We start from the raw sequence: 20,299 nt of genomic DNA on the forward strand, positions 1-20,299 counted from the left end.
TTTAAAATTTATAATTTAATAAAATTTCCATTTTAAGAAATATAATTCCATTATGCGGAAAAGGAGGAGATTATAATTTATCGTTCATCTATGAATAAGCCCATAAAACGAGTAATTATTAAACATCCAAGAGAAGCATCTATCAGTCAAGAACATTTAAGGAAAGAGTGAGGGGGAATTATCAATGTACAAAAATGTAATTGTAAAATTACCAAGCAAAAGTTATGTAAATGGACTAACAACATCCAATTTAGGAACTCCGGATTATGAGTTATTACTAAAACAGCATGAAAGTTATGTAGAGGCTTTGAAAAGCTGTGGTGTCTCCGTTACATGTTTGCAAAAAGTGAAGAATTTCCTGATTCAACATTTGTTGAAGATGCAGCGGTCTTAACTCCAGAATTCGCTGTTATTACGAGCCCGGGAGCAGATACAAGGAATGGAGAAATAGTAGAAATAGAATCTGTGTTAAAGGATTTTTATGAAAAATTCAACTACATAAAAACACCTGGAACATTAGATGGAGGGGATATTCTTCAAATTGAAAATCATTTCTATATTGGTATTTCTGAACGTACAAACGAGGAAGGACCACGCCAACTAAAAGAAATAGTAGAATCAGAAGGTTATCAAGCAACGATTGTTCCACTGCAGAAATTTTTCCATTTAAAAACAGGCATTGCTTACCTTGGTAACAACGCTATTATTGTTGCAGGCGAATTTATTAATCATCCTGAATTTGATCAATATAAAAAAATTATCGTTCCAGAAGAAGAAGAAGAATACACCGCTAACTGCATTTTAGTAAATGGTTCCCTTATCATACCGAAAGGATATGAGAAGACAAAGCGACAAATTGAAGAGGCAGGCTATAAAACAATTGAATTAGAGATGACAGAGTTTCAAAAACAAGATGGAGGCCTTAGCTGCTTGTCCCTGCGTTTTTAATCCAAATTAAAGGGATAAGTTTTCAAACCTTGAAAAAAATAAATTCCAGATTTTATTTAAATTGAAAGAGGTGATATTTAATGAGCCATTTATTATGGGGATCAAAAGAAACACTTCGAAATCTGTTATGTGAACTTGTTAGTTGGGACAGCCGGACACTCACAGATGGAGAACGGAATTTTGCGTATAGATTGAGAGATAAATTATACGAAATTGAATACTTCCAACAAAATCCTAATTACGTATCCCTTCATGAAGTGGACCTGGGGAGAAACTATGTCACAGCCTTTTACAGAAATCCAAAGGTAAAAGATACCGTTGTATTGATAAGCCATTTTGATACGGTCCAAACTGAAGAATATGGTGATTTAGAACCTCTTGCATTTTACCCGGAAGAACTCACGAAGGCACTTCGTACGCGAAAAGCCGAGTTGCCAAATGAAGCATGTGATGATCTTGAATCAGGAGAATATTTGTTTGGCAGAGGAACAATGGATATGAAAATGGGGCTTGCCCTTCATATGTCAATAATAGAAAAAGCTATTTTCGAACAATGGCCTATTAATCTTATCCTCCTTACCGTTCCTGACGAAGAAGTAAATTCTTCAGGAATGAGAGCGGCAGTTTCGGGACTTGTCCAAATGCGGGATGAATATGACCTTTTTTATAAACTGTTTTTAAATGGCGAACCTTCCTTTTCACAGAAGCCTGGCGATTCTAAATCATATATTTATTCTGGAACAATGGGTAAAATCATGCCGGCTGCTCTTTTTTATGGAAAAGAAACACATGTTGGTGAACCTTTTAAAGGAATAACAGCTCCCTATATTTCAAGTTTCCTTACTCAGCTCATGGAGTGGAATACCCTTTTTAGAGAAAAGGATCTAGGTGAAACTACCCCGTTACCAGTAGCATTACAACAAAAAGATTTAAAATCACAATACTCTACACAAACGCCATATAGGTCCGTTGCGCTTTATAATGTCTTTGTCATGAAGCGAAGTGCCTCTGACATAATGAATCTGTTTGAGAAAGTTGCACAAGAAGCAGCCGCAGCATGCAATACATCCTATAAAGCATTGTGCCAACGTGAACAATTGAATGGAGTAGGAGAGATCCAAGTATTACGCTACGAAAAATTGGTCGTATATGCAGAGCAGAAGTTAGGAAAGAGACTTGTAGAAGAAATAAAGAATGAGGTGAAGGAGAACTTTCATTGGGATGAGCGGGAAAAGTCTTTACGAATTGCCGATAAATTGTTGATTCAATGCCAGGAACTTGCACCAGCGATTGTCATATTGTTTGCGCCACCTTATTATCCTCCAGTCAATACATCACATGATCCGCTTATCATCGATTCTATTAATAAAATAAAAAAAATGGCAAACAAAATTTCTATGGACATCAATCATATTCACTATTTTAATGGTGTTTGTGATTTGAGTTATGTCCATTATAACAATCATGATGATGGTTGGTCTGCTTTTGAACGAAATACGCCCGTTTGGGGAGAAACCTATAATATTCCCTTTAAAGACATGATGAAACTTCAAGCACCCGTTTTTAATGTAGGGCCTTTTGGAAAAGATGCACATCAACGTACGGAGCGACTTCATATTGAAAGTGCCTTCGTTCAGACCCCGATGATGATTGAGTGTTTACTGAAAAATATGTTTACAGATGCAAATACCATTTAATGAATCTTGCAATCTGATTGCACAAGTATATAGTGCATTTCCATTAGATAGACGGAAAAAGAAAGTAGTAGATTTATTTTAAACTTTAACTGGGGGTCAAATATGAGTAATTCAACTATTCAGCAAATCACATCCAATTCTCTTGAGCAACAACCTATACCAGACAAACAACCAAAAAAAGCGAAAGGAAAGGAAATCAATCCTTTTGTCTTAATGTTCATCGTCATTATCATTGCCACCGTTCTAACCTATGTTTTACCCGCAGGTCAATATGAACGAGTTGAAAAAGACGGTCGTACAATCGTGAATCCTAATTCTTTCGAATTTGTTGATTCGTCACCAGTTGGACTACTAGATATGTTTAGCAGTGTACATTTAGGCATGATTGAAGGAGCTTCCATTATTCTTTTTGTATTTTTGTTCGGAGGCGCTCTTGGAATAATGCAAGCAACTGGTGCATTGGACTCCTTAATAAAATTTGTTGCAGCACGATTAGGAACCAAAGAAAAAGTGTTAATTCCGTTAATGGTATTAATATTTGCTTTATTAGGTACGTTGATCGGTTCTGCTGAAGATGCCTTAGTGTATATTGCAATTGTCGTGCCTATGAGTATAGCGTTAGGGTTCGATGCAATGACAGGTTTCGCAATTGTGGTGCTCGGAACTTTATCAACGGGTTTTACTTCTGGTATAACAAATCCTTTTAATGTGGGCATAGCTCAAAGTATTGCTGAATTGCCCATGTATTCAGGTATGGAATTACGAGTTGCCATTTTCGTCGCTTTTTATATCGTAACTGTAGTATATATTTATTTTCATGCGATGAAGGTAAAGCGTAACCCGACATTGGGTGAATTCGGTAAATTCAAATCTAGTGCGCATACGGAAATTGATTTGAATTTCAAATTAAGTAAAAGACATCTTCTTGCGTTACTTCTTCTATTGGTGAATTTCATCGTGTTAATTTATGGCGTTATTAAATTAGGTTGGTATATTAGCGAAATTAGCGGATTATTCTTAATGTGTGCAATCATAATGGGCTTTATTGGAGGGCTGTCACCTTCTAAGATGGCTAATGGTTTCATTTCAGGAGCGAGTGACATGGTTTCTGGAGCACTTATAATTGGTGTCGCACAAACAATCTTGGTTATTTTCACGAATGGTGGTCTACTGGATACAATTTTATATTATACGTCTGGATTAGTTGAACAATTGCCCCCTGCAATTAATGCTTTAGGAATGTTTATTTTACAAATGCTCATTAATTTTGTTGTTCCATCTGGAAGTGGACAAGCTGCACTCACCATGCCAATTATGACACCGTTAGCAGATTTAGTCGGTATGTCAAGACAAACCGCTGTGTTAGCATTCCAATTAGGGGATGGCTTATCTAATATGATTTTTCCTACTTCCGGAGTACTAATGGCCGGTTTAGCAGTAGCAGGGATACCTTTTACCAAATGGGTGAAATGGATCTTTCCGTTTTTCCTAATTCAAATGGCCGTATCGATAATCTTTTTAATTATTGCCCAAGCTATTAAATATGGTCCTTTTTAACGTAAAATATGAAATAATAAATAAATATATATATATATAAGGAGGTCTTTCATTAATGAAGACAATGGAAAAGGCGATTATGAATCAGGTAATCTCATGGAGGCGCCATATACATGAAAACCCCGAGCTTTCCTATCAAGAGCATAATACATCTGATTATATTTACAATCTATTAAGTACATTTCCAGGATTAGAAGTAACGAAGCCAACAGAAACAAGTGTATTGGCAGTATTAAGAGGATCGAAGAAAGCTGATCAGAAAAACTATACCATTGCGTTTCGTGCAGATATAGATGCATTGCCTATTCAAGAAGAAGCTGATGTGGACTTTAAATCGAAAAATCCAGGAGTTATGCATGCCTGTGGACATGATGCACATGCTGCCATGTTATTGGGTGCTGCAAAGATTCTTTCTGAAAAAAGGGAGGAGATTTTTGGGGAAATCAGATTTATCTTTCAACATGCTGAAGAATCCTATCCAGGAGGGGCATCAGAATTAGTGAAAAGCGGTATCATGGAAGGAGTTGACTATGTATTCGCTCTTCATGTTTCACCTTATGAACGAAAAGGGACAATTTGTATCAAAGATGGGGTATTCTGCGCGGCTGCTGATGACTTTGAAATTAAAATAATTGGCCAAGGAGGACATGCTTCTACTCCTGAATTAACAATCGACCCATTAATCATTGCAGCTGAAATCACAACCAATCTTCAACATATTATCTCTAGAAAACTTTCTGCACTTAAAGCACCCGTGATTTCCGTTACTACATTTCATGCTGGAAGTGCTCTAAATGTAATACCAGAATATGCAGAGCTTGGCGGGACAATTCGATCTCTAGATGGAGATAGTCGCGTAAAATCTAGAGAATATCTAGAGAAAATTGTAAAAGGGATTACTGATGCACATGGAGCAAGCTATGAAATCAATTGGTTATTAGGTTATCCTGCTGTGGTCAATAACAAAACAGTAGTAGACATCTCTCGGGAAATTGTAGAAGAAATTTGCGGGAAAGATAACCTGATAAACGTCGAACATCCAATGTTTGGGACTGAGGACTTTTCTGCCTACTCCGAAATTGTTCCAGCTTCGATGCAATTTATAGGTGTTCACAGTGATGAAATAGGAAAAGCGTATCCGCTGCATCATCCTAAATTCAAGATTGACGAAAGTGCCTTGCAATACGGAGTAGAATATTTCGTAGGAGTTGCAAGGAAATTGTGTGGGCACTAAATAGTTATTTAAATGAAAGCAGAATTCATTTACCCGTACAAAAGGGCGCCATTGTTAAGTAACGAAAGCCGGATTTCTCAGTGTTATCAGTGAGGAATTCGGCTTTTTAATATTGAGGTATTGTTAACGTTATAAATTTTCGTATCAAAGAGTAGAATAAAGCTCAATCTTAGAGCTAACTATAAAACTAAAAGAAGAAACGAGGATAAATGATGATTAACATGCCACATCAAATTATGATAAACGCGCCTGCTGAAAAAGTATACGAAGCCATAACCACGACTGAAGGATTTAAGGGGTGGTGGACGACAGATGCTAAAGCTGAACCTCAAGTAGGAAGCATTGCTGAATTTGGCTTTTACAATCGAAAAGCTATTTTCCAAATGCACATTGATCAGCTTGAACCAGGTAAGTTGGTAGTATGGACAGCTCAACATGATATGCCAGGATGGAAAGGTACAAAAATTCGTTTTGATTTGAATGTAAATGAAAACGGAGTGACGATTGTAAACTTTAATCATTCTGGATGGGAGTCAATGGAAGGACCATATGCGATGATTAATACAACTTGGGGTTCACTTATGTACATTCTTAAGCAATATGTGGAAGGAAAAAAACCAGGTGTGTGGCATCAAGGATAAATAAGATATAAAGCAGAAAATGTATTTTTATAGAAGGACAGCAGAAAACGTAGCAGAAACATATCATATTTCCCGTAAAGCTCAAGATGCATTTGCATTGGAAAGCCAAAGGCGGCCAAAAACTGGCGATTGATTCTAGAGATTTCAATTCACAAATCGTTCCATTGGCTTGTTTTGTGATTATTCTAAATGTCGGCGGTAGTTGAGTAAGTATCACTATACCAATTTCAGGTGCAGACTCAGAATAAGACCTTCTATATTGCCTCATTCATTTTTCAAAAGCATTTACAGGTATAATCAGTGCTGCTTTAGAATTGTATGCTTTCTAGAAGATTGAAAATCCCATCCTTGCCCAGTTGGATGGGATTTTTCTACTCTGAATGAGAATAATATGACTCATAAGAAAAACAAAAATTTGTATAAGGAAAAAAGAAGGATGAAACTCGTGGATTCCGAAAAATCCCACCCTTATCTATTGAGAATTATTCTTAACTCTATTAAAAATTCAAAAATGAATTATTGGTTTTTACATGAATCCTTAAAAGTAAGGCTTTTTAAGAGAATAAAATTCATTAATGAATTGACTCATTTCGTAAAATCAAGCTGTTTACACCTATATATGTCTTGGCATGCAAGTTGCATTGATAAATAAGTATAAATCGAAAATGGAAAAATATGAAGATTTGTTACTAAGAGGAGGGATAAATGGTGCGAAAAACAGTAACTCAACCATGGAAGCAATGGTATGAAGAAAAAATGAAGTTCTTACAGCTACCGGAAATATCCGTCTATACACTACTTGATAAAACAGCCAAAAAGTTTCCTGATCATACAGCCATTATTTTTGAAGACAATTTAATAGACTATAAAAATCTGAAATTGCAGGTAGACAAACTTGCAGGAAAATGGAAAGAGTTGGGTTTCGTGAAAGGAGAACGAATTGGTCTGATGATGGCCAATCATCCTTATTTTATTGTCAGTTATTACGCTGCTCAGGCGCTTGGGCTTATTGTTGTACAGCTGAATCCAATGTATAAACCGAGAGAACTATTGCAAATTTTAATAGACTCAAATGCTAAATATATTGTGTTTGATCAAACTGCTGCGAATACAGTTGAAGAAACGAAAGGGATATATGACTTTGTAACTTGCATTAATACAGATGACGAGCAAAATGACTCTCATTCTCTTCGTTCAATGATTGAATTTGGAGAAGCAATTAAAACGCCTGAATGTATAAATCCCTATGAAGATACTGCTGTTATTCAATACACCGGTGGTACCACTGGGAAGATGAAGGGGGTTATGCTTACTCATTATAACTTGACCTCCAACGTCGTACAGAGCTTTGAAATGTACGGGGATTCAATGATACCAGGTGAAGAAATCGTCTTAGCATCGACACCTCTATATCATGTTTATGCAATGACAAGTGCAATGAATCTAGGTATCTATATTGGAGCCTCTATTCTATTATTTCCTAAATTCGAGGTCCAAAATGTACTTGATAACATTAAAAAGTATCGTCCAACTTTTTTTCCAGGAGTTCCAAAGATGTATAACGCTTTTGTCAATCACCCGGAAATCGAAAACTATGGACTGGATTGTTTAAGAAATTGTTCTTGCGGATCAGCTCCACTTCCAGTTGAGGTTATGAAGCGATTTGAGGTGCTGACCGGTGCCAAAATTGGTGAAGGCTTTGGTTTATCAGAAGCTTCTCCATCCACTCACCGTAATCCACCCTTTGGGAAAAGGAAAATAGGAAGCATTGGCATTCCCTTTCCAGGCACAGACTGTTTGATTATTGATGATGATAATAATGAAGTTCCAAACACAGGTGTTGGAGAATTGCTTATAAAAGGCCCACAAATTATGAAAGGTTACTGGAATAATGAATCTGAAACAAAAAAGGCATTACAAAATGATTGGCTATACACTGGTGATCTCGCTGTGATGGATGAAGAAGGTTATTTCTACATTGTCGGGAGAAAAAAAGAAATGATTATTGTAAGCGGGTTTAATATTTATCCCCAAGAGGTGGAAGGAGTTCTATATGAACATCCGACTATTAAAGAGGCTGCTGTGGTGGGTATACCTCATAAAGAAATAGGTGAGGTAGTAAAAGCATTTATTGTACCGAAAGAAAATGCCTCCATTGATCTTGATGAAATAGAAGGATATTGCTATTCCCAGTTGACCCCCTACAAGGTGCCAAAAGAATTTGAAATTAGAAAAGAACTGCCGCGGAACACAGTCGGAAAACTATTAAAAAGATTGCTTATTAAAGAAGAACTTGAAAAGGAGGAGAAAAGTGATTAAGGAAGAATGCATAGTTTGAAAGAGTAGCAGAACGGGATCCAACATGCATATTTTGTATACTCCCACGATTTAAAGTCATTTTATAAGGTATTCATTCAGAAAGATAGGGGCAAGAAGACGCTGTCATTGGGAGAACAGATGATGAAAGTAGTTCGTTTAGTATTAATTAAAGAATCAATTATTAGATTAAATTCGAAGTGTGTGAACACACAAAAAGAAAAGAGGAATTCAAATGCGTTGGGTTGTTCTCATTCTATTATTCTTTGGTGCCGTTATTAACTTTGCTGATAAATCAATCATCGGACTTGCAGCTGTACCTATCATGAAAGAATTTGATCTTTCTTATGCTGAGTGGGGACTTGTCGGAAGTAGTTATTATTGGCTATATCCAGTAACAGGTATTTTCGGGGCAGCGTGGGCGGATCGGCTTGGGGCAAAAAAAGTACTTGGATTCATCATGCTGACATGGACGGTTTTGCAATTCGGGGTTTTGGCCATTGCAGCGTTGCCGTTTCTGATTCTCTACAGAATTTTACTAGGTGCATTTGAAGGGCCATATAGCCCAGTTGCTTACAGTCATGCGGATAAGTGGTTTCCTCCAAAACTAAAAGGGTTTGCTAATTCGGTAGTGGTTGGCGGGGGAACTGTTGGGGCGATGATTGTTGCACCAATCCTCGTTTCTTTAATTACCATTTTCGGATGGAAGGTTGCCTTTGCCGCTCTTGGTGTAGCAAGTCTTGTTTGGTTCTTCCTATTTCAATTTTTAACGAAGGAAAATCCTGTTGAAGTTTATGAAAATGTACAGAAGAAAAAGAAAGATAAACTAGAGAAAATTAAAGTGAAAGATTTCCTGGGACTTCTAGCGTCACCTACTGCTTTATTTACTACCCTCGCTTACTTTTCAACCTATATTCTTGTTGTTTGGTTTTCAGTGTGGCTGCCTATTTATTTAGTGGAAGCCGTTAAGATGACACCCGGTCAGATGGGATCGAGTGTGGCAATAATCGGAGTCGTTTCCGTTTGTATTTATATGGGTGTTTCTATGCTGTCTGATTATTTATTTAAGAAAAATCAAAATTGGCGGTCATCAAGAGTATTCGTTGTAGCTGGTGCAATGATCTTGGGTGCAATATTTTTTTCATCAATCATGGTTTTTCAAAATCCAATTTGGGTGATTCTTGCGATGTGTTTAGCAAAGGGCCTTACATATGCCATATTACCAATAGGCCCAACGATTATGATAAATGAGATGCGTGAACGCGGTGGATTGATGACAAGTATTTTAACTTCATCAGGTAACATAGCAGGGATTATTGCTCCTCTTTTAACCGGCTATATCATAGGTTTAGCTGGAGGAAATAAAATATTGGGCTACAACTTATCTATTTTGTTCATGGCCATACTTGTTTTGGCTTTTGGCATACTATTTGCCATATTTGTAAAACCGTCTAAATCAAAAGGAAATAAAGATGAACAGAAAGACTATAATCTTAAATCCTCATAAGCTTGGTCTCAATAGCTGATTTTAAAATGATACTAATGAAAATAAATGACAGTTATTTTCTTGAAAGCCTTGATATGAAAAGGGATGAATTACAAAGAAAAAGGAGCGGATGGAGAAATGAATAGAGATGCGGTCATTGTTTCAGCAGTACGAACAGCAATTGGGAAACAAGGAGGCGAACTAGCGTCAGTTCCCGCCCACGTATTTGGTGCTGAGGTGATAAAAGAAGCTTTAAAACGAGCGAATGTAAATCCTGAAATGGTCGATGATGTTATTTTGGGGAATGTTTTAAGCGGCGGTGGAAACATCGCCAGGTTAACCGCGCTGCAAACAGGCCTTTCTATTCAGCTGTCGGGCCTGACTATTGACCGTCAGTGCGGATCAGGAATTAATGCTGTCAATCTAGCTGCTCAGGCAATCTGGGCAGGTGATGGAGAAGTTTATATTGCAGGTGGAGTTGAAAGCATGAGCAGGGCGCCTTACTTGATGGATCGCCCAGAAAAAATATATAGTTCAATGCCCCCGAAGTTCAGAAAATCACAGTTGTCTCCAAAAGAAATCGGTGATCCGCCAATGGGAATAACCGCTGAAAACTTAGTTGAAAAATATGAGGTCAGCAGAGAAGAACAAGATGAATTCGCTTTCCAAAGCCAGAAAAAAATGGCCAGAGCAATGGAAGAGGGCCGTTTTAATGAGCAAATTGTTCCAGTGAGCATTCCAGTTAGAAAGGGAGAGCCTATCGAATTCAAATTTGATGAACATCCACGACCGCATATAACTAAAGAAGGGCTAGCAAAATTATCTCCAGCGTTTTTAGAAGGGGGATCCGTGACCGCTGGCAATAGTTCAGGGTTAAATGATGCCGCATCTGCCCTGGTCATAATGTCGAGGGAGAAAGCAGAAAAATTGGGGACTAAGCCGCTAGCAACAATTAGAGCACATGCTGTTGCAGGTGTAGATCCAAACATTATGGGAATCGGACCTGTTCCCGCTATAAGAAAGGTAATGGAAAAGTCAGGACTTTCGTTAAATGATATGGACATTATTGAAATTAATGAGGCCTTTGCAGCTCAAGTGATTGCTTGTAACCGGGAGCTTGATATGAATCCTGCAAAAGTGAATGTGAATGGCGGGGCCATCGCTCACGGACATCCACTTGGTGCTACAGGTGCAATCCTAATTACGAAAGCGGCCTATGAATTGAAGCGATCTGGCGGAAGATATGCTCTTATTACAGCTTGCATTGGAGGTGGGCAGGGAATTGCTACGATTATTGAAAGTGATTGATGATTTTTTACTTATCACTATCCAGGAAAAATTCGTATAAAATGTGATTGTTTCGATCTTAATCTTAGTAGTCAGTTAAGTGAGCAAACCTAAGGAGGAGTATGAATTATGACGATTACTTTAAATAAAGAAATGCTGCAAATGAAGAATATGATTCGTAATTTTGTTGAAAAGGAAGTAGAGCCTTACGCACAACAAATTGAAGAAGAAGATGTCATCCCACAGCATTTAGTTGAAAAATCCAAAGAACTCGGTTTATTCGGGATAAGCATTCCTGAACAATACGGTGGAATTGGCTTAAATGCGGTAGAAAAGGCTACCGTTTTAGAGCAGTTAGGAAGAACACATAATGGTTTTGTTTCATTAATTAGTGCTCACACCGGGATTGGAAGTACAGGTCTAGTTAAGCTTGCATCCGAACATTTGAAAAATAAATATTTGCCTGAAATGGCAGCTGGTAACAAAATTGCCGCCTTTGCTCTATCTGAACCCGGAGCAGGATCGGATGCAACAAATTTGACAACAAGCGCAGTGAAAAAGGGAGATTATTGGGTTATGAACGGAACGAAGCATTTCATCACTAATGGGCCGATTGCTGATGTCTATACGGTATTTGCCTTAACCGATAAAGAAAAGGGTGCAAAAGGCGGAATTACTGCATTTTTAATAGAAAGAGATTTTCCTGGCTTAACTGTCGGTAAAAAGGACAAGAAAATGGGATTAAGAGGATCGTATACATCCCAAGTTATTTTCGAAGATTGTATCATTCCTGAAGAAAACGTAATTGGTGAAGTTGGAATGGGGTATATGTCAGCACTTAAAATCTTAGGTGAAGGGCGTGTCGGTCTGGCAGCAAGAGCGGTTGGATCATGCGGTAAATTAATTGAATTATCTGCTAAATATGCGAAAGAGCGTATTCAATTCGGCAAACCAATTGCAGACAACCAGGCAATTCAATGGATGCTTGCAGACATGGCAACGGAAACAGAAGCGGCAAGAGCACTAACGATGATGGCGGCGCAAAAGATTGATGAAGGGAAAAAGGTGATTAAGGAAGCATCAATGGCAAAACTATTTGCTTCTGACGTTTTTAATCGAGTAGCGGATAAGGCTGTTCAAATTCACGGGGGTATGGGGTATATGGCGGAATATCCAGTTGAGCGTTTTTATCGGGATGCCCGCATTACGAAGATTTATGAAGGAACAAATGAAATTCAACGTTTAATTATTGCTAGGAATATATTGGAAGTTTGCTAAGCGTCTTCTTTCTCTGAAACCAGGGACTTAAGCATTAAAGAGTAAGGAGTTCTGCTAAAACGGTAAAAGTATTTTACTGAAGCCAGTGAGAAATACGGAAGATGCGTAGTGGCAGATAAACCTGTACATATGCACATTAAAAATTTCAAGGGGGAGAACGAAATGGGAGAAGATATTGTAATCGTGAGTGCTGTCCGAACACCAATTGGACGATACGGAGGTGCGTTTAAAGAAATTAGTTCGGGTCATTTGGCGAGTATTGCCATCAAAGAAGCGATCAAACGGGCAAATATAGAGGCTGAACAGGTCGATGAAGTTATCTTGGGAGAGGTTAGACAAACGACTGAATCGTCCAATGTCGCGAGAGTGGCAGCACTTCGTTCAGGAATCCCTGATTCTGCACCCGCTTTTACAGTGAATCGATTATGTGCATCAGGAATGCAGGCCATCACTTCAGCTGCACAGCAAATAGGCTCTGGTCAAGCTAATATAGTCGTTGCAGGCGGCACGGAAAATATGAGCCGTTCACCAATTTATTTAAGAAGTGCTCGTTTTGGTGGAGACCGGACTAAACTTGTAGATTCAAATACTGAAGCTGGACAGCAACCTCAAGAAATTTACGGGGAAAACTTAGGAATGGGGATCACAGCTGAAAATGTCGCAATACGATACAAGGTCTCTAGGGAAGAACAAGATGCTTTTTCTGTTGGAAGCCAACGAAGAGCGGCTAAAGCGATGGATGAAGGAAAGTTTAAGGATGAGATAGTTCCTGTCCAGGTTATTGATAGGAAGAGTACGATTACAATTGAAAAAGATGAATATCCTCGCCCTGACACCACTAGTGAAAAGCTTGCAAACTTAAAGCCGGCATTCAAAGAAAATGGAACGGTTACCGCTGGAAATGCATGTGGTCGAAATGACGGAGCTTCGGCATTGGTATTAATGAAGGCGAGTGAGGCTACACGGTTACAATTAAAACCAATTGCAAAGATTATAGACTGGGCGACTGCGGGGGTTTCTCCTGAAGTGATGGGAATCGGTCCGGTGCCAGCCGTTAGGAAACTATTGGAACGCACCGGGAAAAAAGTAGAAGAAATTGGCCTTTTCGAATTAAATGAAGCGTTTGCCTCACAGGCATTGGCAGTGATTCGGGAGCTAGGCCTTGATGAAAACAAGGTCAATGTTAATGGAGGCGCTATAGCACTCGGACATCCAGTTGGATCAACGGGTGCCCGTATCGTGACAACATTAATACATGAAATGATACGCAGGCAAGAAAGATATGGAATTGCTACCCTTTGTGTAGGCGGCGGCCAAGGAATGGCCATTTTGATCGAACGATTTAAATGGCCATTAAAGGAGTAGAAACTCATTATGTTTCTTCTCCTTTCGGTACATAAGGTAGAAGGATGTAATAACAAGGGAACTAGAGAGGAGAAGTGACATTTTGCCTGTTAAAGTGGAGGATATTCGCAACCTATTCGAAAGTAGTTCATTCTTTTCACATATAGGGTTTGAAATCGTTCGATTTGAAGAAGGGAATGTTCTTTTAAAGCTTAATATCGAAGAACATTTACTCAATGTAAATGGAACACTGCACGGAGGCATTCATGCTACCATGCTGGATACTATTCTTGGAATGGTGACTCGTACTGTGACTAAATCTAAAGTTGTGACGACAAGCTTAACTGTCCATTATCTAGCCAGTATGTCATCAGGAGAATTATTTGCGGAAGCAAAAGTCCTTCAACAAGGGTACAAAATTGCCTTTACAGAGGGAGAAATTAAAGATTCCAAAGGTAATATTATTGCAAAAGGCACTGGGATATTTAAACTAATTCGTGATAAATGAAAATGGTATGTCCGATTGTCAATGAAATTCAGGTTAAAGTGATAGTCAAGAATCACTAATAAAGGTTTAATAAAGAAGAGCCAAAGAAAGGATTGGTTCTTACATAATTTGCAGAGTTCCACTTTTATTTGTAGAAAAAGTAATAGGAGTGAGGGAATTGATTAGAACTTGGCATGAATTTTATCCGAAAGAGACTCCTTTAGAAATTGAGATCCCATTATTGTCATTATACGATTTATTAGAACATTCGGCTCAACTATACCCTACTAATAAAGCAGTTATTGATGGTGAGAAGGAACTAACTTATTTGGAATTGAAGAATGCATCAGATCGTTTTGCTGCGGATTTATACAATAGGGGGTTTCAAAAGAACAATCGTATAGCACTCATGCTACCAAATTGTCTAGAATATATTATCGCCTATTATGCAATTCATCGTTTGGGTGGTGTGGTTGTTCAGGTAAATCCCTTGTATCAGCCAAATGAATTAGACTATATTTTACGGGATTCCGAAGCCACATGGTTTATTGGGCATGATAAACAAAAGAAAAAGTTAAAGCAAATCGGTTTGACTGACGAGTTTACGATTATTTCAGCTAATAATATGTTGGAAAACAGCCTTTATTCTTGGAGTGTGACAGGAAATAAGGATCTTCCTGAAATGGATATTAATCCTAAAGAAGATCTAGCTGTTCTTCAATATACTGGAGGAACAACAGGGAAGTCTAAAGGGGTCATGCTCACACATTTTAACTTAATCTCCAATGTCCATCAAGACTTTACATTTACGGCAAATGCCCTTCAACTCAAAATCCCTGGTGAGCGTATGCTTGGATTGACACCATTATTTCATGTTTTTGGTAATGGCCGTTTGAATAGTTCAGTTTATGCTGGATCGACTTATATCACTTTAGAAAAGTTTGAATTAAACAAGGTGGTAGATTTAATTAGGAAACACCGGCCAACCATTTTCCCAGGCGTTCCGACTATGTATATCGCTTTACTAAATCATCCAGATTTGACTGCTGACGATTTAAGTTGCTTTAAATACTGTAGCTGCGGTTCAGCCCCTCTCCCGATAGAAGTCATTAATCAATTTGAAGAAAAATTGGGTATTTCGATATCTGAAGGATTCGGTATGTCGGAAACTTCACCTACCACTCATCGGAATCCTGTGATAGGTCAAAGAAAGCCAGGAAGTATTGGAATCCCGTATCCTAATACCGATGCTAAAATTGTGGATATCGAAACAGGGATAAATGAATTGCCAACTGGTCAGGCTGGTGAACTGATCATTAAAGGCCCGCAGGTGACGAAGGGTTATTGGAAAAATCTTGAGGAAACTGCAACGGCTTTGCGGGACGGTTGGTTATATACTGGGGACATCGCGAGGATGGATGAAGAAGGATATTTCTATATTGTAGGCAGAAAGAAGGATATGATTATTGCTAGCGGCTACAATATTTACCCAATTGAAGTGGAAGATATCATCTATCAGCACCCGAGCGTAGAGGAAGCATGTGTTTTTGGAATACCAGATAAATATCGAGGGGAAACAGTCAAAGCCGCTATTGTCCTAAAGAAAGGGGTGTGTGTAACGGCGCAGGAAATCATGGATTTCTGCTATAAACGTTTGGCCAGATATAAGGTACCACGTAGATTTGAGTTCAGGGAACAATTGCCGAAATCTACCGTAGGGAAAATATTGCGGCGAATATTATTGGAAGAAGAAATGGAGAAGCAAACTACAATAACTAAAGGTGAAAGGTAAGCGTACTTGTTATTAAAAAACTTTGGGACTGTAATAAGTGATTCAGAGCTTACTATTCATATAAACATCAAGAAAGAACCCTAAATAAGGGGAACTTTAAAAAGGTTAACCTTATTTAGGGTTTTCTATCGTTTTTTAATAACTACCAATCTATTTTCCTTTTAGAGAAATCGTAAACGAAGTCCCCTTAACTAATAATTCATGAGAAACACCATCTGCTATATCATCTGTAGTAAATGAAAAGGAAGTGAGCTCATCAATGTTTTCTTCTGAATCAATTAATAAACTAATAATGCCTTTTCTTGTTTCCCCTGGTTGGTAATCTGAGCGACTGACTTTTTTTGTTCCAATTAAAGTATCCCCGGAGTGGATGAAATTTTTTAACGGCACATTATATGTAAGTTCATTATTAAATGTAACATTTTCCATGCTGAAAAATTGGAGCTCTTTGGAGTCTTTATTTTTCACAGAATACGTTATTTCAAGATAAGAAACCTCTTCGCCTATATCCGTTTTAGACCACGCAGCCTGTTGTTCGATTTCCTCCATGCTTAAATTTTCTTTATAGTAAATTGAATAAGCTTCTTCAAAACTTAATCCCGTATAGGACTTGAGCTCTTCCTTTGCCTCTTCTTCGAGGGAAGATAATTGAATCATGCGGATATCCTTGATTGTGATGACCATAGGTGCTAATTCAAACGACTCATTTATTGACTTTGACTCTAGTAAAGTGAAAGTTCCCCAATTTTTTTGATGGACCTTATCGCCAACTTTATCGAGATGGCTCCCACCATATTCCTGCACCTCAGGAATATTGACTTCCTTAGCTTCTATATTTTTCTGTTTTTCCGATTTATTTTGGTTGTCGAAATAATAGAAGGTTAATACACTTACTAAAATAAGTATAAATCCTGCAATTGTTGATATGACCCATCTTTTATGGATATCTCATCCCTCCTTGTCTTAAACCATTGATGTAACAAACTATAATATATCATTTTTTCGCCAATGGTGGGATGAAGCACCTGAAAGTGACAGGTTAGTTTAATATGAGTTTATATTATGTGTTAAAATTTGGATATGGGAGAGTTAGAGGTATTTGACTTTTTAAGACTTGTTTTTATTATTAGTTTATTTATTATATTGACTATTCTATTTGCTAAAAGAAATCGAACAAAAGACCATTAAATGGCGTAAACCTCAGATGGTAAATAACAAATTAAGGGGATTTATCAAATTCATAATGTAATAATTATCCAATAATTATCACATCCGATTAGCTAAATACAATGATTTAATGGTGTGGCAACAAAAAGCCTTGACCATTATTTGAGTTGGTTTCAATTCCTCGATAATATGAAACATAGAAGTGATAATGCTTCTATAAGTAAAATGATGTTGCAAAGTTATTTATTTCCAATATGAAACTTATTACTCTTTAAGTAGGTATCAATATTAGAAGTTCTATTAATCAACTAACTAGGTGCTTCAGTTTAATAAGAAAGAGGTTTACCCACAATGGAGGTAAATATGAAGAAGATGTTAAAACATATGATGATAATATTTACAATTATTTTTGGGATTTTTGTATTATTATTTATTTCCAGTTTTATTAATCATAAAATACAATTATCGAAGGAAGATAAACTGTTTATTCCAATTGGGAAAATTGTAGAAGTGAATGGTCATCAAATGCACGTTTATATAGAAGGAAATGGAGATGAAACTCTTGTTTTTATGTCAGGCGGTGGCACGAGCTCATCTATATTAGATTTTAAATCACTATATTCTTTGTTAAGCGATAAATATAAAATTGTTGTTGTTGAAAAGGCAGGTTATGGATTTAGTGAGGTTACAAATTCTGCCCGAGATATTGATACAATCCTATCTGAAACAAGGGGAGCTCTTCTAAAATCAGGGGTTGAAGGACCATATATGTTATTTCCTCATTCTATGTCTGGCATTGAAGCATTGTATTGGGCTCAAGAATATCCTGATGAAGTAAAAGCGATTATAGGATTAGATATGGCCGTTCCTGCTGCATATGAAGGTTATTATATAAATATGCCCCTTATTCGATTAGGTGCTTTTGTTGCAAATACTGGTTTAACGAGGTGGATTCCAAACCTCTCCGAAAGCGATGCAATAAAATACGGAACTTTATCAGATGAGGAAAAAGAATTATATAAAGTGATTTTTTATCGTAGAACATCGACTAAAAATATGATCAATGAGGTAGATGAGATAAAAACAAATGCAAAAAAAGTCGAAGAAGGTGGAATGCCATATGTCCCTATGCTTTTGTTTTCATCGAATGGTCAGGGAACGGGTTGGGATGGAAATACGTGGAATAGCATTCAAAAGGATTTTATCAGTAATGCCGATAACGGGAAGCTAATTAAATTAGATTGCTCCCATTATGTTCATAATATCGAAAATGAACGAATAGACAAAGAATCAGAAAAATTCATGGAAAGTTTAAAACTGCTAAAGACGAATTAAATCTTCATTTCAAAAAAATCATCGGGATTAAGATTCTCTTTTCGGAGAGATTCTTTCAATGTGAGTTTGGGTACAGATAAAGACTTCGGAAACGAAGATGAATATTTTGGTTGGCTTGAAAAGCATCTTGCTTTATACCGTGAAGGGTTTGTGTTGATGAAGGAAAACGGAACAACCATTGGTCAACTTGAACTTACAGTACGGAGATATGAAGGCAACAAAATTGGATATGTGAATTTATTCTATTTAATACAAAAAAAACGTGAAGGGGTTTAGGAAAAAGCTTGCACAAATATGCTTTGAACTTATTTAGAAGCTAAAGAGTCGATGAATATCACTTTCGTGTATCACCAATCACCAAGTAACAAACAAGCACTTAGAGATAATTGTAGCTTTATAATAATGTTTGATAATCGTAATAAACCTTCATAAATGAGCAGAAAGAAAGAGCATGTTTTGAAAAACGATTTGATCAAAGCATGCTCTTATATTATTTCATCTCTTTCTACTTTGCATTTCTTTATTGTACTTTTGTATAGACAAATCCCATGAGGTCTTTAACATGATGTGCATTTTCTTTAGATGTCAGCATTTCCAGCAATAGAAATGCCACATCAAAAGCGGTACCTGGATTTGAAGATGTAATAATATTGTCGTCAAGAACAATTCTCTCATTTTGTATGTTTGTGCAGAAATTCTTTAACTGCTCTTTTCTTTTACTCGTTGGATGATCGTAAGTTGTAGCTTTTCTATCTATGAGAATTCCACTTTTACCTAGTGCTAATGATGCAACACAAATACTAGCAATAGGTTTCTGTTTTGCGTGAAAATGCCGGATAACGTTTAAAAATGACTCATTGAATGCGTCTTCATAAAAGCCGGCCTCTTCAAATCCACCAGGAATAGCCAGTGCATCGAAATCATCTAATTGAATGTCATCAACTGTTTTTTCGGGTACGACGGTGAAATTCCATGTGCAAGTTAACTTGTCCCGAAGACCGACTGTCACAACCTCAGTCGAACCGTCCCCTTCCCATTTATTCCAACCAAGCACATCTGTAAATACGCTAGCCTCGACAGCTTCAAAGCCATTAGCTAATAACAATAATATTTTTTTCATCCTATATCTCCTCCAATGTCTTTATTATATGAGCATACAAAGTTATATTACATAAGTTCAAAAAGGATATTAGTTTATTTTCATTTAAATAATAAAGAATTTAGTATATTCTATTTAATAAAAAAAGGTGAGGGGAAATATGGATCAAATAGATAAAAAAATAGTGAGGGAATTGCAATCAAATGCCAAAATTTCCATGAAGGAATTAGCAGAAGTCGTTCATTTATCTTCTCCGGCAGTTACAGAGCGTGTTCGAAAGCTAGAAGAGCAGCAAATTATTGAAGGTTATCATGCACATGTCGCATTGAAAAAAATGGATCGACCAATGTGTGCTATTATATTGTTCGAGTCGAAGGAATGTAAAGCATTAGCGAACTTTTGTCATAACCATCCGGACGTACTAGAGTGTTATCGAGTAGCAGGAGAAATTAGCTATATTATCAAAATAGCAACACATTCTGTCGAGAGTTTAGAACAATTTATCGATGCGTCAATGCAATATGGTACACCTTCAACAAACATTGTGTTATCTTCCCATAAAAAAAAGATAATTGATCCTTTTTTAGCGGAAGAACAATAGTTTGAGCTATGTTGTCATGAGTAAAGAATA

Annotated in this window: 17 protein-coding genes and 2 pseudogenes; 17 read left to right on the forward strand and 2 right to left on the reverse strand. The window is 37.2% G+C overall.

Annotated elements, in window-relative coordinates:
• Positions 1-184: 184 nt before the first annotated feature.
• From AKG34_RS07645 to AKG34_RS07700, 13 genes and pseudogenes are all read left to right on the forward strand, one after another.
• Positions 185-948 (forward strand): annotated as a pseudogene (locus AKG34_RS07645) (dimethylarginine dimethylaminohydrolase family protein).
• 80 nt (positions 949-1,028) lie between these two features.
• Entirely contained in the window at positions 1,029-2,645 is a 1,617-nt protein-coding gene (locus AKG34_RS07650; protein WP_053345535.1) for a M20/M25/M40 family metallo-hydrolase, read from the forward strand.
• Between the two features lie 102 nt (positions 2,646-2,747).
• Positions 2,748-4,202 carry a YfcC family protein gene (locus tag AKG34_RS07655; RefSeq protein ID WP_053345536.1) on the forward strand — a complete coding sequence of 485 codons (1,455 nt, stop codon included), beginning with the start codon at positions 2,748-2,750 and terminating at the stop codon, positions 4,200-4,202.
• Positions 4,203-4,257: 55 nt separating this feature from the next.
• Positions 4,258-5,436 carry an amidohydrolase gene (locus AKG34_RS07660; RefSeq protein ID WP_330219143.1) on the forward strand — a complete coding sequence of 393 codons (1,179 nt, stop codon included), beginning with the start codon at positions 4,258-4,260 and terminating at the stop codon, positions 5,434-5,436.
• Between the two features lie 212 nt (positions 5,437-5,648).
• The gene (locus AKG34_RS07665; RefSeq protein ID WP_053345537.1) at positions 5,649-6,077 is read left to right on the forward strand and encodes an SRPBCC family protein; all 429 of its coding nucleotides are present in this window, start codon (positions 5,649-5,651) and stop codon (positions 6,075-6,077) included.
• A 19-nt stretch (positions 6,078-6,096) separates the two neighbouring features.
• Positions 6,097-6,210, forward strand: a complete 114-nt coding sequence (locus AKG34_RS28655) for a thiolase family protein (protein ID WP_083450707.1) — start codon at positions 6,097-6,099, stop codon at positions 6,208-6,210.
• A gap of 572 nt (positions 6,211-6,782) precedes the next feature.
• On the forward strand, positions 6,783-8,396 hold the full coding sequence (locus AKG34_RS07670) for a long-chain-fatty-acid--CoA ligase (RefSeq protein ID WP_053345538.1): 1,614 nt from the start codon (positions 6,783-6,785) through the stop codon (positions 8,394-8,396).
• 232 nt (positions 8,397-8,628) lie between these two features.
• On the forward strand, positions 8,629-9,900 hold the full coding sequence (locus tag AKG34_RS07675; RefSeq protein ID WP_053345539.1) for an MFS transporter: 1,272 nt from the start codon (positions 8,629-8,631) through the stop codon (positions 9,898-9,900).
• A 117-nt stretch (positions 9,901-10,017) separates the two neighbouring features.
• Complete coding sequence (locus AKG34_RS07680; RefSeq protein WP_053345540.1) at positions 10,018-11,187, forward strand: thiolase family protein; 1,170 nt, start codon at positions 10,018-10,020, stop codon at positions 11,185-11,187.
• A 108-nt stretch (positions 11,188-11,295) separates the two neighbouring features.
• Positions 11,296-12,444: an acyl-CoA dehydrogenase family protein gene (locus AKG34_RS07685; RefSeq protein WP_053345541.1), complete on the forward strand. Its 1,149-nt coding sequence runs from the start codon at positions 11,296-11,298 to the stop codon at positions 12,442-12,444.
• Positions 12,445-12,606: 162 nt separating this feature from the next.
• On the forward strand, positions 12,607-13,809 hold the full coding sequence (locus AKG34_RS07690) for a thiolase family protein (RefSeq protein ID WP_053345542.1): 1,203 nt from the start codon (positions 12,607-12,609) through the stop codon (positions 13,807-13,809).
• An 82-nt stretch (positions 13,810-13,891) separates the two neighbouring features.
• Positions 13,892-14,296 (forward strand): PaaI family thioesterase, encoded by a 405-nt coding sequence (locus AKG34_RS07695; protein WP_053345543.1) that lies wholly within the window; start codon positions 13,892-13,894, stop codon positions 14,294-14,296.
• A gap of 148 nt (positions 14,297-14,444) precedes the next feature.
• Complete coding sequence (locus tag AKG34_RS07700) at positions 14,445-16,067, forward strand: long-chain-fatty-acid--CoA ligase (protein WP_083450708.1); 1,623 nt, start codon at positions 14,445-14,447, stop codon at positions 16,065-16,067.
• Positions 16,068-16,217: 150 nt separating this feature from the next.
• Here the strand turns inward: AKG34_RS07700 and AKG34_RS07705 are convergent, their stop codons facing one another.
• Positions 16,218-16,871 carry a hypothetical protein gene (locus AKG34_RS07705; protein ID WP_053345545.1) on the reverse strand — a complete coding sequence of 218 codons (654 nt, stop codon included), beginning with the start codon at positions 16,869-16,871 and terminating at the stop codon, positions 16,218-16,220.
• A 489-nt stretch (positions 16,872-17,360) separates the two neighbouring features.
• On the opposite strand from AKG34_RS07705, the pseudogene AKG34_RS29590 reads away from it, so the two are divergent.
• From AKG34_RS29590 to AKG34_RS07715, 3 genes and pseudogenes are all read left to right on the forward strand, one after another.
• A pseudogene (locus tag AKG34_RS29590) lies at positions 17,361-17,526 on the forward strand (IS1595 family transposase); the annotation flags it as partial.
• Positions 17,527-17,597: 71 nt separating this feature from the next.
• The gene (locus tag AKG34_RS07710; RefSeq protein ID WP_236694886.1) at positions 17,598-18,569 is read left to right on the forward strand and encodes an alpha/beta fold hydrolase; all 972 of its coding nucleotides are present in this window, start codon (positions 17,598-17,600) and stop codon (positions 18,567-18,569) included.
• A 60-nt stretch (positions 18,570-18,629) separates the two neighbouring features.
• Entirely contained in the window at positions 18,630-18,845 is a 216-nt protein-coding gene (locus AKG34_RS07715) for a hypothetical protein (RefSeq protein WP_053345546.1), read from the forward strand.
• 244 nt (positions 18,846-19,089) lie between these two features.
• Here AKG34_RS07715 and AKG34_RS07720 read toward each other — a convergent pair whose 3' ends face one another.
• Complete coding sequence (locus AKG34_RS07720; protein ID WP_053345547.1) at positions 19,090-19,689, reverse strand: DJ-1/PfpI family protein; 600 nt, start codon at positions 19,687-19,689, stop codon at positions 19,090-19,092.
• Between the two features lie 139 nt (positions 19,690-19,828).
• Between AKG34_RS07720 and AKG34_RS07725 the strand changes: the two genes are divergently transcribed.
• Positions 19,829-20,269 carry an Lrp/AsnC family transcriptional regulator gene (locus AKG34_RS07725; protein ID WP_053345548.1) on the forward strand — a complete coding sequence of 147 codons (441 nt, stop codon included), beginning with the start codon at positions 19,829-19,831 and terminating at the stop codon, positions 20,267-20,269.
• Positions 20,270-20,299 lie beyond the last annotated feature (30 nt).

This window comes from Peribacillus butanolivorans, from assembly GCF_001273755.1.
Taxonomy (GTDB): Bacteria; Bacillota; Bacilli; order Bacillales; family DSM-1321; genus Peribacillus; species Peribacillus butanolivorans.